The sequence below is a fragment of the Roseovarius sp. THAF9 genome, from assembly GCF_009363715.1.
GTDB lineage: Bacteria > Pseudomonadota > Alphaproteobacteria > Rhodobacterales > Rhodobacteraceae > Roseovarius.
Map to the genome: position 1 here is coordinate 1451593 of NZ_CP045404.1, position 13298 is coordinate 1464890.

A 13298-nucleotide genomic window follows, 5' to 3' on the forward strand; every position below is an offset into this window, starting at 1 on the left:
GCGACGGGACGGTACTGTTAATACAATTTTGGGGATTAAGCCTGCGCAAGGCGGGCACAACAGCAGGCAAAGAAGGCGGAGCAATGACACTTAATCTCAGCATGCCAGGTCAGGGACAGGACCATGAACTCAAGCCGCGCATCACCGTTTTCGGTGTCGGCGGGGCAGGCGGCAATGCCGTCAACAACATGATCGAGAAACAGCTGGAAGGCGTCGATTTCGTCGTCGCCAACACCGATGCGCAGGCGCTGTCCCAGAGCAACGCGCCGAACCGGATCCAGCTGGGTGTGAAAGTCACCGAAGGGCTGGGCGCCGGCGCGAAAGCCGCCGTGGGTGCCGCGGCCGCGGAAGAGAATATCGAACAGATCGTCGACCAGCTGGCCGGGGCGCATATGTGCTTTATCACCGCCGGCATGGGCGGCGGCACGGGTACCGGCGCGGCCCCGATCATCGCTCAGGCAGCGCGTGAACTTGGCGTGCTAACTGTCGGCGTCGTCACGAAACCTTTCCAGTTCGAAGGCGCCAAGCGGATGCGCCAGGCCGAGGAAGGCGTGGACATGCTGCAGAAGATGGTCGACACGCTGATCATCATCCCGAACCAGAACCTTTTCCGTCTGGCGAACGAGAAGACGACCTTCACCGAGGCGTTCTCGCTGGCCGATGACGTTCTTTACCAAGGTGTGAAGGGTGTGACCGACCTGATGGTGCGCCCGGGCCTGATCAACCTCGACTTTGCCGACGTGCGCGCGGTGATGGATGAGATGGGCAAGGCGATGATGGGAACCGGCGAAGACGACACCGAAGAGCGCGCGATCCAGGCCGCCGAGAAGGCCATCGCGAACCCGCTCTTGGACGAAATCAGCCTGCGCGGTGCGAAGGGTGTCCTGATCAACATCACCGGCGGGCACGACCTGACGCTGTTCGAGCTGGACGAGGCGGCCAACCGGATCCGCGAGGAAGTGGACGCGGACGCCAACATCATCGTGGGCAGCACGATGGATCCGACGATGGAAGGCTTCATGCGCGTGTCCGTCGTGGCCACCGGCATCGACGCCAGCGACGAGAGCAAGGAAATCCCGGTGCCCCGCCGCTCGCTTGCAGAGCCGCTAAAGCCGGTCGAAGAAGTCGAAGTCGAGGCGATCGAGACCTACGAGGAGAAGGTCGAGCCGAAGGCGGAGCCCGCCGTGGCGGCCAGCACCGAAACGGTGGAAGAACCCAGCCTGTTCAATGCCTTTGACGCGCAGCGCGCCGCGGCAGAAGAGCAGATGGAAGACATCTTCGAGGCCGAGAGCGGCGAGAGCGATCTGCCGCCGCCGGCCTATACGCCGCGCCCCGAGCCCGAAACTTTCGTGGCGCAGGCGGAAGAACCGGAGACTTTCGTGGCGCCCAAGGCCCCCGCGCCGGGCACCCCGTCGCAGGACGCTCTGGCCCGGCTTCAGGCCGCCGTGCATCACCGTGGCGGTGAACCCCGCCAGCCGGTGCAAGAGACGCCCGCAGCTGCGCCGGAGCAGGGCCCGGCGCATGCCGCCGAGAAACCGCGTTTCGGAATCAACTCGCTGATCAACCGGATGACGGGCCATGGCGCGGAAGGGCAGCCGCAGCAACAGCCGCAGCGCCCGGTGCGCCAGCAGCCGCCGATGCAGGCGGCAGCGCCCCAGCCGGAGGTGCGCGACGAGCGTGAGGAAGAGGACGACCAGATCGAAATACCCGCATTCCTGCGCCGCCAGGCGAACTGATCCGAACAACAAATCAACATGCGAAAGGGCCGCGCAGAGCGGCCCTTTTTCGTTGTGGTGCAAGGGGTTGGCCGATTGCGCGGCAGAGTTGGCAAAAAACCGCCAAGCCTTGCAACATTGATGTTTCAGCGCGTTGCAAAGAGTGAATTGAGGATTTCTTCGGAGCCAAATAGGTGTGGCTGAGTTAATTAAAATATGCCGATCTTCGGCCTGAGGTAAGCACGTGCAAAATACGGTCAAAACCCCGGTATCTTTCGATGGCCTCGGCCTGCATTCCGGTGCGCCTGCGCGCCTGACAATCCTGCCTGCCCCGGCCAATCGCGGGATCGTCTTTCGCCGCATCGACGGTGATTTGCGCGATTGCGAAGTCCCGGCGCGCTGGGATTTGGTGAACCAGTCGCCGCTCTGCACGTTGCTAGAAAACGCGGCGGGCGTCAGCATTTCGACGGTCGAGCACATCATGGCGGCCCTGTCGGGATGCGGTGTGCACAACGCGGTGATCGAGGTCAACGGACCGGAGGTTCCCATTCTGGATGGAAGCTCGGCGCCGTTCGTTCATGGCATCCTGTCTACCGGGCTGCGCCGCCAGCATGCACCGATACGCGCGCTGAAGGTTCTGAAGCCGGTCGAGGTGGTCAAGGGGGGCGCGAAGGCCCGGCTGGCGCCGCATGACACGCTGCTGCTGGAATTCGTGATCGAGTTCGAGGATGCGGCGATCGGGCGGCAGAAAAAGCTTTTGAACATGTCGAATGGCAGTTTCGTGCGCGAATTGTCGACCGCGCGCACCTTCTGCCGCAAGGCGGATGTGGACGCGATGCGCGCCAATGGCCTGGCCCTGGGTGGCAATCCCGGAGAGAACGCGGTGGTCTTTGACGGCGACCGTGTGCTGAGCCCCGGCGGCCTGCGCCAGCCGGACGAACCGGTGCGGCACAAGATGCTGGATGCGCTTGGCGACCTGGCGCTGGCCGGCTTGCCGATCCTGGGCCATTACAGTGGTCTGCGCGCCGGTCATGCGATCACCAACGACCTGCTGCGCGCGATGTTTGCCCAGCCCGATACGTTCGAGATCGTCACGTGCGATGCCGAAACCGCCGCCCGGCTGCCCGGCGCGGGGGTGCATTGGGCCGAGATCCCTGAGGTCGCTTGACCACAGGTTCGTGCTTTGTGACCTGCAATCGGGTCTAAGGCGTTTTGCACCGGAAAATTATGTGCTAGGACGCCTTTGATATTGCAGATATGATCCTGCGAAATCACGCGGCCTTAAGGCCTGAACACGACTTTAGCACAGGGCTTTGGGGGTACGTGCGAGCATGACTGGCGGCAGAATCGGGATCGGTTTGGCAGCGGCCCTCGTGGCCTCGACACTCCTTGCAAGCTGCGGTGGCGTCAACTCGCGCATTCAGCGCGGCGAAGTCGATTACGAACAGTTCACGGCCGAGCAGATTTTCGGCCGGGCCGAGTATGACCTGGCAAGCGGTGACCCTGAACAGGCGGCGGAACTCTTCGCCGAGGTCGAGCGGCTGTATCCCTACTCCGAGTGGGCCAAGCGCGCCGTGATCATGCAGGCCTTCGCCTATCACAAGGACGAGGATTACGAGAACAGCCGGTCCGCCGCGCAGAGGTATCTCGATTTCTATCCCGCCGACGGCGACGCGGCCTATGCGCAATACCTGCTGGCGCTGAGCTATTACGACCAGATCGACGAGGTTGGCCGCGACCAGGGCCTGACCTTCCAGGCGCTGCAATCTTTGCGACAGGTGATCGAACAATATCCCGACAGCGAATATACCAGCTCGGCGATCCTGAAGTTCGACCTGGCCTTCGACCATCTGGCGGCCAAGGAAATGGAGATTGGGCGCTACTACCTGCGGCGCGATCACTTCACCTCGGCCATCAACCGCTTTCGCGTCGTGGTCGAGGATTTCCAGACCACGACCCACACCGCCGAGGCGCTGCACCGGCTGGTCGAGGCATACCTGTCGCTGGGCCTGACGAACGAGGCGCGGACGGCCGGAGCGATCCTGGGCCACAACTTCAAGAGCACCGAATGGTACGAGGACAGCTACAAGCTGTTGACCGGGCAGGGGCTGACACTGGAAGCGGTGGGCGACAGCTGGCTGCGGCAGGTTTATCGGCAGACAATCCTCGGACGCTGGCTGTAACCGCCCGGGGGGCCTGATGCTCCGCGCGCTGGAGATCCGTGACATCCTGATCATCGACCGGCTGGAACTGGCGTTTCAGCCCGGCCTGAACGTGCTGACCGGCGAGACTGGGGCGGGCAAGTCGATCTTGCTCGACTCGCTGGGGTTTGTGCTGGGCTGGCGCGGCCGAGCGGAGTTGGTGCGGCAGGGGGCCGAACAGGGCGAGGTGGTGGCCGAGTTCGACCTGCCCGAGGGGCACGCGGCACGGGCGGTGCTGGAAGAGGCGGGTCTGCCGGTGGAGGACACGCTGCTGCTGCGGCGCGTGAACACTGGCGACGGGCGCAAGACCGCTTGGGTCAATGACCGGCGCTGTTCGGGCGACGTGCTGCGGGCGCTTTCGGACACGCTGGTGGAGTTGCACGGGCAGCATGATGACCGTGGGCTGCTGGACCCAAAGGGGCATCGCGACCTTCTGGACGAATTCGGCGGGCTGACCGGGCAGCGCGACAAGGTGCGCGGTGCCTGGAAGGCCCGCAGCGCGGCGCGCAATGCGTTGCGCGAGGCCGAGGCGAAGCTGGCCGAGATACGCGCCGAGGAAGAGTTCCTGCGCCACGCGGTCGAAGAATTGGACACGCTGTCGCCCCAGCCGGGCGAGGAGGCGGAGCTGGACACGCGCCGCCGCCTGATGCAGCAGTCCGAACGGATCCGCGAGGACATCGCCAAGGCGCAGGCCGCCCTGCGCGACGGGGCCGAGGGGCAGGCGCAGGACGCGCTGCGCTGGCTGGAAGGGGCTGCCGACAAGGCCGAGGGCCGGCTTGAAGAGGCGCTGGCCGCCCTTGGACGCGCCATGGTCGAATTGGACGAGGCCGCAAGCGGCGTCGAGGCGTGTTTGGAAGCGCTGACCTTCAACCCGCTGGAATTGGAGGAAACCGAGGAGCGTCTGTTCGCGATCCGGGCGTTGGCGCGCAAGCACGGCGTGCCGCCCGATGACCTGGCAAGCTTTGCGGAAGGCGTGCGCGAACAGGTGGCGACCTTGGAACAAGGCGATGCGGACCTCAAGGCGTTGCAGGCAGCGGTCACCGAGGCCGACGCGGCCTATGCCGACGCCGCCGGGGCGCTGAGTGACGCTCGTATCATGGCGGCGGGCAAGCTGGACAAGGCCGTAATGGCCGAACTGGCGCCGCTGAAGATGGATCGCGCGGTCTTTGCCACGCAAGTGACTCAAGCCGATCTGGGCGAGACCGGGCAGGACGCGGTGACCTTTACCGTGGCCACCAATCCCGGCGCGCCAGCGGGCCCCCTCGGCAAGATCGCCTCGGGCGGGGAGTTGAGCAGGTTCCTCTTGGCACTCAAGGTCTGCCTGACCGGCGAGCAAAGCGGGCTCACGCTCATATTCGACGAGATCGACCGGGGCGTTGGCGGGGCCACCGCCGATGCGGTGGGCCGGCGTTTGGCCGGGCTTGCCTCGGTCAACCAGGTGCTGGTGGTCACCCATTCGCCGCAGGTGGCGGCGAGAGGCGCGCATCACTGGCGCGTCGAAAAGCGCGTCACAAAGGGACAGACTCTCTCGACGGTCACCGCGCTGGATCCCAGCGCCCGCACCGACGAGATCGCACGAATGCTCTCGGGCGAGACCATCACCGAAGAGGCCCGCGCCGCCGCCGAGGCGCTGATGGCGGGCTGACCCCCGACTTTTCCTCTGGCCATAAATATCCCGGGGGGAGCGGCGAAACCGCAGGTTCGCCGTGGGGGGCAGCGCCCCCTCTTTGAGGCGTCACACGCGCCGCGCTGTCAGTTGCGGGGCGGCACGAGTTTGCCGGGGTTCATGATGTTGTCGGGATCGAGTGCCCGCTTGATCGTGCCCATGAGGCCCCACCCGGGCCCATGCTCGCGCTCCATGTAGCCCAGCTTGCCCACGCCGATGCCATGCTCGCCCGTCGCGGTGCCGCCCAACGACAGGGCCAGATCGACCAGATGCTCGGAGGCCTTGAGCACACGGGTCTTGTCGGCGGCGTCCGAGGGGTCGAATTGCAGGATGGCGTGGAAATTGCCGTCGCCCACATGGCCCAGGATCGGGCCCTCGATGCTTTGCGCATCGAGGTGGGCCCTGGTGTCCTCGATGGCGCGGGCAAGGTTTGAGATAGGCACGCAGATATCGGTGACCAGCGCCTTGGTGCCGGGGCGATGGGCGACGATGGCGTGGTAGGCGGCGTGGCGCATGGCCCAGAGCGCGCTGCGCTCCTCGGTCTTGCGAGCCCAGTCGAACCCCTTGCCGCCGAACTCCTGCGCCAGGTCGCCGAACATCTGCGCCTGTTCCGCGACGCCTGACTCCGAGCCGTGGAATTCCAGCAGCAGGTGCGGACAGTCGGGCAGGGCGGCGCCGGAATAGGCGTTCACCGCCGCGACGCTTTGCGTGTCCATCAGCTCGATCCGGGCAAGTGGCAGGCCCATCTGGACAGAGGCCATGACCGCCTCGACCGCGTCGCTGACATGATCGAAGGCGCATACGGCGGCAGAAATAGCCTCTGGCGTGCCCTGCAGGCGCAGCGTGATCTCGGTGATGAGGCCCAGCGTGCCCTCGGAGCCCACGAACAGCGCCGTCAGGTCGTAGCCCGCCGAGGATTTGCGGGCACGGGTGCCGGTGCGGATGACCTCGCCCGTGGCGGTGACCACTTCGAGCCCCAGCACGTTGTCGCGCATGGTGCCATAGCGCACCGCCGTCGTGCCGCTGGCGCGGGTCGAGGCCATGCCGCCGATCGAGGCGTTGGCGCCGGGATCGACGGGAAAGAACAGGCCCGTGGCGCGCAACTCCTCGTTCAGCGCCTCGCGCGTCACGCCGGGCTGCACGCGCACGTCCATGTCGCCCTGCGACACCTCGAGGATGCGGTTCATGCGCTGGAAGTCGACGCAGACCCCGCCCGAGAACGCCTGCGCCTGACCTTCGAGCGAGGTGCCGGTGCCCCAGCCGATGACAGGCACGCCGTGGCGGGCGCAGGCCTGCACGATCTGGCGCACCTCCTCGGTCGTGTCGGGATAGGCGACCGCGTCGGGCGGGGCGTCCGCGAAATGCGTCTCGCTCCGACCATGCTCTTGCAGATCGGACTTGGACAGGCTGAGCCGTTGCCCTAAAACGGGCGATAACTCTGAAATGGCATCAAGAATACCCATGTCGAACCCCTGCACTCCCCTGAGATCGCACCCTAAGCGATGCGGTGCCGACAGGGAAGCGCCCTGCGTCACCAGGCCGGGGGCAGGCGGTTGACCGATACCGAGACAGCGCAGGACGAGGACAACCCGGGCCGATTGCGGCGCGGTTGGCAGCGGATCGACACGTTCGGCCGCAACGCGTGGCGGGTGCTGCGCGACAAGGGGCCGAGCCAGTTCCAGTTCTGGCTGATCGCGCTTTGCATCGGCATCGCGGCAGGCTTTGCGGCGTTGTTTTTCCGCAAGGGAATCAACGCGCTGCAACTGCTGCTTTACGGCTCTGAAGATCCGTCCCTGATGCATAGCTGGGTTTCGACCCTGCCGTGGTACTGGGTTCTGGTGATCCCTGTGGGCGGCGGGCTGGTCGTGGGGGCGATCCTGCACCGGTTCACGCCCGACGGTCGTGCGCGGTCGGTTGCCGACGTAATCGAGGGCGCGGCGCTCAACGAGGGCCGGGTCGAGACGCGGGCCGGTGTGGCCTCGGCGCTGGCATCAATGATCACGCTGGGCACGGGCGGCTCCTCGGGCCGGGAGGGGCCGGTGGTCCACATGGCCGGCGTCATCTCGACCTGGGTCAGCAACCGCATCAACGCCGACGGGATCACGGGCCGCGACCTTTTGGGCTGTGCCGTGGCGGCGGCGGTGTCGGCGTCGTTCAACGCGCCCATCGCGGGGGCTCTGTTCGCGCTGGAGGTGGTGCTGCGCCATTTCGCGCTGCACGCCTTTGCCCCCATCGTGATCGCGTCGGTCGCGGGCACTGTGATCAACCGTCTGGAATTCGGCGACGTGACCGAGTTCGAGTTGCCCATGGCGAGTATGCTGGAATTCTACGTGGAATTGCCCGCCTTCCTGATCCTGGGGCTGATGTGCGGGGCGGTCGCCGTCGTTCTGATGCGCGGCATTTTCTTTGCCGAGCGGTTCGCGGACCGGGTGCAGGCGCGCACAGGGTTGCCGCGCTGGCTGCGGCCCGGTGTGGCCGGGCTGATGCTGGGTGTGCTGGCGATCGGGTTTCCGCATATCATCGGCGTGGGCTATGAGACGACGTCGAAGGCGTTGACCGGTAAGCTGCTTTGGAATGAGGCGGTGGTGTTCTGCGTCCTCAAGGTCATTGCGGTGGCAATCACGATTGGCGGGCGCATGGGCGGCGGGGTTTTCTCGCCCTCGCTGATGGTGGGCGCGCTGACAGGGCTTGCCTTTGGGCTGACGGCGACGGCGCTGTTGCCGCAATGGTCGGGGGCGCCGACGCTCTATGCGCTGGCGGGGATGGGCGGGGTCGCCGCGGCGGTGCTGGGCGCGCCCATATCGACCACGCTTATCGTGTTCGAGCTGACAGGCGACTGGCAGACCGGCCTGGCCGTGATGGTGGCGGTGTCGATGTCCACGGCGTTGTCGTCAAAGCTGGTGCGGCACTCGTTCTTCCTGACGCAGCTGGATCGGCGGGGTGTCAGGCTGGCGGCGGGGCCGCATGCCTATTTGCTCACCATGTATCGCGTTGCGCGGGTGATGCGGGAAAAGGGGGCAGAGCGCAGTGCCAGCGAAGAGACGTGCTGGGAGTTGATCGAGGACGGGGTCTATATCGACGCGAATGCGACGCTGGACGTGGCGATGCCGATCTACGAGCGCACGGGCGTTGCGTTCATCCCTGTGGTGACCCTGACCGGCGAGGAATCCAAGCCCGAATTGCAGGGTGCGCTGTTCCATGTCGATGCGCTGAAGGCCTATAACCGCGCGTTGACGGCGGTGTCGGCGGAGGAGCATAGTTGATGGAGAGTGCCGGAATTCTAGAAATAAAATTCTGGGCAAGAATTTTTGGAAAATTCTTGGCGCCTAACGGACCAGTTGCGCCTTCATGCCCGGTTCGGGGAAGCAGGTGGCGGGCTGGCCTGTCGCTTCTTGCCAGCGGCCGATTGAGCGGCGGGTCTTGAAGCCCGGCAACCCGTCTGCGCCGCCGACGTCGTGGCCCATGCCTTCCAGGCTGCGTTGCATCGCGGCGATGTCGGAGCGGTACATCTTGCCCACAGCCCCCCAGGGCGCGGTGAAATCACCGACGCCGTACTGGATGCGGTCGCCGACATGGCCCACGTAGAGCGCATAGAGGTCGGACATGTTGTAGTCCTTGAGCACGTAGAAATTTGGCGTGACCACAAAGGCCGGGCCGTTGCGCCCGGCGGGCATCATCAGGAAGCCTTCGCCGTTTCGTTCGTGATCGGGGAAGGGGCGGCCCGAGACGCGGGTGATGCCCATAGCCTCCCATTCGGTGATGGGGCGGCCCTGGTCGGGGCCTTCTAGGGAGCAGGACACGGAGGCCGGCACGCTGACCTCGAACCCCCAGTCGCGGCCCGCGACCCATCCGTGGCGGGATAGGTAATTCGCGATGGAGGCCAGCGTGTCGGGGACCGAGCCCCATATGTCAGCGCGCCCGTCACCATCGCCATCGGTGGCGTATTGCAGGAAGCTGGAGGGCATGAATTGCGGCTGGCCGAGCGCCCCGGCCCAGGAGCTGCGCAGGGGGCCGCTTGTGTGGCCGGCCTCGGCGATTTGCAGGGCGGCAATCAGTTCCTCGCGGAAGTAGCGCGCGCGGGTGGCCATGAAGCCCTTGGTGCCCAGTACCTCGAACACGTTGTGGGGGATCTTGGCGCGGCCATAGGCGCTTTCGCGGCCCCAGATGCCCAGCAGGATGCGACTGGGCACGCCGGTCTGCTGTTCGATGCGGGCGAGGGTGGAGGCGTGGCGGCTGGCCAGTTGGCGGCCGATGGAGGCGTCGCCCGAGACGCCACGGAAATACCGGCCCGGCGCGCCGAACTCGGACTGGGTCTGGCGCTTGGGTGTGGTGGCTTTCGATCCCGGCGGGACAAGGTCGGGCAGGTCCCAGTTGAGGCGGACGCCGCCCATCGCCCGCTCGAACGTGGCGCGGGAGACGCCTTTGGCCCGGGCGGCGGGCCAGACGTCTTTTTGTAGCCAAGACTGGAATTGGCGCTCGATGGCGGCGCGGTCCTGTGCGAGGGCGGGCAGGGCGACGGCGAGGGCGCAGAGCAAGGCGAGGCGGGAGAGGAGGCGGCGGATCATGCGGTCATCCTTCGTCGAAACGGGTGAGACAGTCGGTGAGCCGTTCAACTGCGGCCTCGTACCGGGCGATCTGGTCCTCGGAGAGGTTCTCGGAGTCCTCCATCAGGAGGCCGCGGCCTTCGGTGACAGGCGTGGCGGAGCGCAGGGCGCAGGCGCGGTCGGGGCAGGCGCAGGTGGCGGCTGCGGCTTCTTCGGCGGCGTCAACGCGCGAAGTATCTGGCTGGCAGGCGGCGAGGAAGGTGAGGCAGAGCGCGAACGTGTATCGCATAACTGAGACCTCTCAGGAGGGATCGGACCCGAACCGGGTCAAACAAGTTTCCTTATCACTTTGGTACAGGGGTGTGTGCGATACAAGCGACGGCACCTCGATGCTGCCGAATGCGCTCAGGTAGGCTTGCGCATACCTTTCCATGTCGTCAAGGCGTTGAGCGGCCTTGGTCAGCGGCCTGTAAAAGTCCGGGTCGTCGATCCAGTCGAATTCCGTACCATGCGTCCGGTCGCGACCATGCAACGGGTTGGAACGCATAATCTGGCGGTAGATCCGAACCGCGTGCAGAAAGCCGTGACAGCGCGCTGTCACGAAATCGGGTTCAGATGGAAGCGTTTCCGAAATGGGAAGAAACAACTGTTCCTGATCCAAAGCCTTGCCCGGTGCCGGGGGTAAAGCCGCGATTGCGGAGGTGCTCAGCACCACGGCGAAACCTTTCACGGATCACCCCAGGCTGACGCTTGCCGCGCTTTCGGGCAGCTCCTCGTCGAAACAGCGCTGGTAGAACTCGGCCACAGTCTGACGCTCCAGCTCGTCGCATTTGTTGAGGAACGTGAGGCGGAAAGCGTAGCCCACGTCGCGGAAGATGCGGCTGTTCTCGGCCCAGTTGATGACGGTCCGGGGGCTCATGACGGTCGACAGATCGCCGTTCATGAACGCGGTACGGGTGAGGTCGGCGACGGTGACCATCTGGCTGATGGTCTTGCGCCCGGCCTCGGTGTTCATCTGGGGCGTCTTGGAGATGACGATGGCGGTCTCGGCGTCGTGGCTGAGGTAGTTCAGCGTGGCGACGAGCGACCAGCGGTCCATCTGCGCCTGGTTGATTTGCTGCACGCCGTGATAGAGCCCGGTCGTGTCGCCGAGCCCCACGGTGTTGGCCGTGGCGAAGAGGCGGAAGCAGGGGTGGGGCGTGATGATCTCGTTCTGGTCAAGCAGCGTGAGCTTGCCGTCATGTTCCAGCACGCGCTGGATGACGAACATCACGTCGGCGCGGCCCGCATCGTATTCGTCGAACACGATGGCGACGGGGTTGCGCAGTGCCCAGGGCAGGATGCCCTCGTGGAACTCGGTGACCTGCACGCCTTCGCGCAGCTTGATCGCGTCCTTGCCGATCAGGTCGATCCGGCTGATGTGGCTGTCGAGGTTGACGCGCACGGCGGGCCAGTTGAGGCGGGCGGCGACCTGTTCGATATGGGTCGACTTGCCGGTGCCGTGATAGCCCTGCACCATGACGCGGCGGTTGTGGGAAAAGCCCGCGAGGATCGCCAGCGTCGTGTCCGGGTCGAACTTGTAGGTCGAATCGATATCCGGCACGCGTTCGCTTTTGTCAGCGAAGCCCTTGATGACCATGTCGGTGTCGATCCCGAAAACATCGCGGACCGAAAGCTCCTCGGTCGGTTTCATGTCGTGATCCATGTTCCCGTCGGCCATCTGCCTTGTCCTTCAATCGTCGCTTTTTTCGTTCGCCCTTCCGTGCAACATATCGCCGGGAAGGGCAAGGGAAAGGGAAAGAATTACTGGCACTCGCCAAGTGCCTGCCCTAGGTTCCGATTTCGAAAGGAATGCGCGTTCCATGAAAGACCTCGACGCTATCGAACACATGATCGGTCGATGCGCCCTGAACGACAGGGCCGCGTTTTCCGAACTTTATTCCGCGACTTCGGCGAAACTATTCGGTGTGATCCTGCGTGTGTTGGGTAACCGGGCCGAGGCCGAGGAAGTGTTGCAAGAGGTCTATGTGAAGATCTGGCGCAATGCCGACCGGTACAGCACGGGCGGGTTCAGCCCCATGACGTGGCTGATCACGATCGCGCGGAACGCAGCCATCGACATGCTGCGCAAGCGCAAGGGGGTGGGCGAGCAGATGCCGGAAGGACTGGCTGAAGCGATGCCCGATGCCGCACCGGGGCCGGAGGCGCAAGCCGTGCAGGCCTCGGAGCGGGAAAAGTTGGACGGGTGCTTCGACGAGTTGGAAGCCGACCGCGCACAGGCCGTGCGCGGGGCTTACCTTGACGGAGAGACCTATGCGGATCTGGCGGCGCGGTTTGACGTGCCGCTGAACACGATGCGAACCTGGCTGCGCCGCAGCCTGTTGAAACTCAGGGAGTGCCTGTCGCGATGAGCGAGGTGCCGGAAAAAGACGACGACATGGTCCTGGCGGGTGAATACGCGCTGGGATTGCTGTCGGCCGAGGAGGCCGCGGCCTTCGAGGCGCGTCTTGGCGCCGAGCCCGAATTGCGCGCGCTGTACGTCCAATGGGCCGAGGATTTCGCCGTTCTGGCGGACGAGATCCCGGAAGAGACCCCTCCGGCTCGGGTCAAGGCGGCGCTGGACGCGCGTCTTTTCGCGGACGAGCGCCCGGCGCGGCGAGGGTTGTTCGAGCGGTTCGGACTGACCGGACTGGCGGCGGCGGCGCTGGTTGTGGCGCTGTTCTTCGTGGTGGACCTGCCGGGGACTGGCGTGCAGCCGCCCGAGAACCCGGTTTATCACGCCGATTTGCGGGCCGAGGGTGAGGAAGAGATCATCCTGGCGGCGGGCTATGACGCGACCACGCAGGAAATGTATGTCGAGCGGCGCGGGATGCAGGACCGGCCTGACCGCGATATCGAGATGTGGCTGATCGCCGGAGATAACCCGCCGGTGTCGCTGGGCGTGCTGCCGGAAAACGAGCGGCTACGCTTGCCAATGACGCAAGAGCAGATCGCGGTGTTGCAAGGCGCGACGCTGGCGATTTCGGACGAACCCGAGGGTGGCTCGCCCACCGGGGCGCCCACCGGCGACATCCTGGCCACTGGCCCGCTCGAAGACGTCTGAAAAATTTCTCGAAACAGCTGAAACTTTCGGCGCGCACCTCCCGTGGCTGCGTAGGAGTTGGGCAACAAG

Annotated in this window: 12 protein-coding genes; 7 read left to right on the forward strand and 5 right to left on the reverse strand. The window is 65.3% G+C overall.

The window, feature by feature from the left end; genetic code table 11:
• The first annotated feature begins 83 nt into the window (after positions 1-83).
• The 4 genes from ftsZ (at position 84) to recN (ending at position 5561) form a co-directional block, all read left to right on the forward strand.
• Positions 84-1736, forward strand: coding sequence for a cell division protein FtsZ (gene ftsZ, locus FIU86_RS07210; RefSeq protein WP_152474459.1), 1653 nt, complete (start codon positions 84-86; stop codon positions 1734-1736).
• A gap of 223 nt (positions 1737-1959) precedes the next feature.
• Entirely contained in the window at positions 1960-2883 is a 924-nt protein-coding gene (gene lpxC / locus FIU86_RS07215) for a UDP-3-O-acyl-N-acetylglucosamine deacetylase (RefSeq protein ID WP_152474460.1), read from the forward strand.
• Between the two features lie 163 nt (positions 2884-3046).
• A complete protein-coding gene (locus FIU86_RS07220) occupies positions 3047-3898 on the forward strand; it encodes an outer membrane protein assembly factor BamD (protein ID WP_152474461.1) in 852 nt (283 codons plus the stop codon).
• 16 nt (positions 3899-3914) lie between these two features.
• Positions 3915-5561 carry a DNA repair protein RecN gene (gene recN, locus FIU86_RS07225; protein ID WP_152474462.1) on the forward strand — a complete coding sequence of 549 codons (1647 nt, stop codon included), beginning with the start codon at positions 3915-3917 and terminating at the stop codon, positions 5559-5561.
• 107 nt (positions 5562-5668) lie between these two features.
• Here the strand turns inward: recN and FIU86_RS07230 are convergent, their stop codons facing one another.
• Positions 5669-7045 (reverse strand): FAD-binding oxidoreductase, encoded by a 1377-nt coding sequence (locus FIU86_RS07230; protein WP_152474463.1) that lies wholly within the window; start codon positions 7043-7045, stop codon positions 5669-5671.
• A gap of 135 nt (positions 7046-7180) precedes the next feature.
• Between FIU86_RS07230 and FIU86_RS07235 the strand changes: the two genes are divergently transcribed.
• Positions 7181-8845 carry a chloride channel protein gene (locus FIU86_RS07235; RefSeq protein WP_254704004.1) on the forward strand — a complete coding sequence of 555 codons (1665 nt, stop codon included), beginning with the start codon at positions 7181-7183 and terminating at the stop codon, positions 8843-8845.
• A 63-nt stretch (positions 8846-8908) separates the two neighbouring features.
• Here the strand turns inward: FIU86_RS07235 and FIU86_RS07240 are convergent, their stop codons facing one another.
• From FIU86_RS07240 to cobS, 4 genes are read right to left on the reverse strand one after another with little or no spacing between them, the layout of a single operon-like run.
• Entirely contained in the window at positions 8909-10147 is a 1239-nt protein-coding gene (locus FIU86_RS07240) for a lytic transglycosylase domain-containing protein (RefSeq protein ID WP_152474465.1), read from the reverse strand.
• Between the two features lie 4 nt (positions 10148-10151).
• Positions 10152-10415: a hypothetical protein gene (locus FIU86_RS07245; RefSeq protein ID WP_152474466.1), complete on the reverse strand. Its 264-nt coding sequence runs from the start codon at positions 10413-10415 to the stop codon at positions 10152-10154.
• Between the two features lie 12 nt (positions 10416-10427).
• A complete protein-coding gene (locus FIU86_RS07250; protein ID WP_152474467.1) occupies positions 10428-10856 on the reverse strand; it encodes a hypothetical protein in 429 nt (142 codons plus the stop codon).
• 3 nt (positions 10857-10859) lie between these two features.
• Entirely contained in the window at positions 10860-11846 is a 987-nt protein-coding gene (gene cobS, locus FIU86_RS07255; protein WP_152474468.1) for a cobaltochelatase subunit CobS, read from the reverse strand.
• Between the two features lie 142 nt (positions 11847-11988).
• Between cobS and FIU86_RS07260 the strand changes: the two genes are divergently transcribed.
• Positions 11989-12537 (forward strand): sigma-70 family RNA polymerase sigma factor, encoded by a 549-nt coding sequence (locus tag FIU86_RS07260; protein ID WP_152474469.1) that lies wholly within the window; start codon positions 11989-11991, stop codon positions 12535-12537.
• A complete protein-coding gene (locus FIU86_RS07265) occupies positions 12534-13229 on the forward strand; it encodes an anti-sigma factor (protein ID WP_152474470.1) in 696 nt (231 codons plus the stop codon). The genes FIU86_RS07260 and FIU86_RS07265 overlap by 4 nt, the downstream gene beginning before the upstream one ends.
• Positions 13230-13298: the final 69 nt, after the last annotated feature.

Coding starts and splice junctions, on each gene's coding strand:
- FIU86_RS07245 (WP_152474466.1), bottom strand. CDS start 10,415: ATGCGATACACGTTCGCGCTCTGCCTCACCTTCCTCGCCGCCTGCCAG.
- cobS (WP_152474468.1), bottom strand. CDS start 11,846: ATGGCCGACGGGAACATGGATCACGACATGAAACCGACCGAGGAGCTT.
- FIU86_RS07240 (WP_152474465.1), bottom strand. CDS start 10,147: ATGATCCGCCGCCTCCTCTCCCGCCTCGCCTTGCTCTGCGCCCTCGCC.
- FIU86_RS07265 (WP_152474470.1), top strand. CDS start 12,534: ATGAGCGAGGTGCCGGAAAAAGACGACGACATGGTCCTGGCGGGTGAA.
- FIU86_RS07260 (WP_152474469.1), top strand. CDS start 11,989: ATGAAAGACCTCGACGCTATCGAACACATGATCGGTCGATGCGCCCTG.
- recN (WP_152474462.1), top strand. CDS start 3,915: ATGCTCCGCGCGCTGGAGATCCGTGACATCCTGATCATCGACCGGCTG.
- ftsZ (WP_152474459.1), top strand. CDS start 84: ATGACACTTAATCTCAGCATGCCAGGTCAGGGACAGGACCATGAACTC.
- FIU86_RS07220 (WP_152474461.1), top strand. CDS start 3,047: ATGACTGGCGGCAGAATCGGGATCGGTTTGGCAGCGGCCCTCGTGGCC.
- FIU86_RS07230 (WP_152474463.1), bottom strand. CDS start 7,045: ATGGGTATTCTTGATGCCATTTCAGAGTTATCGCCCGTTTTAGGGCAA.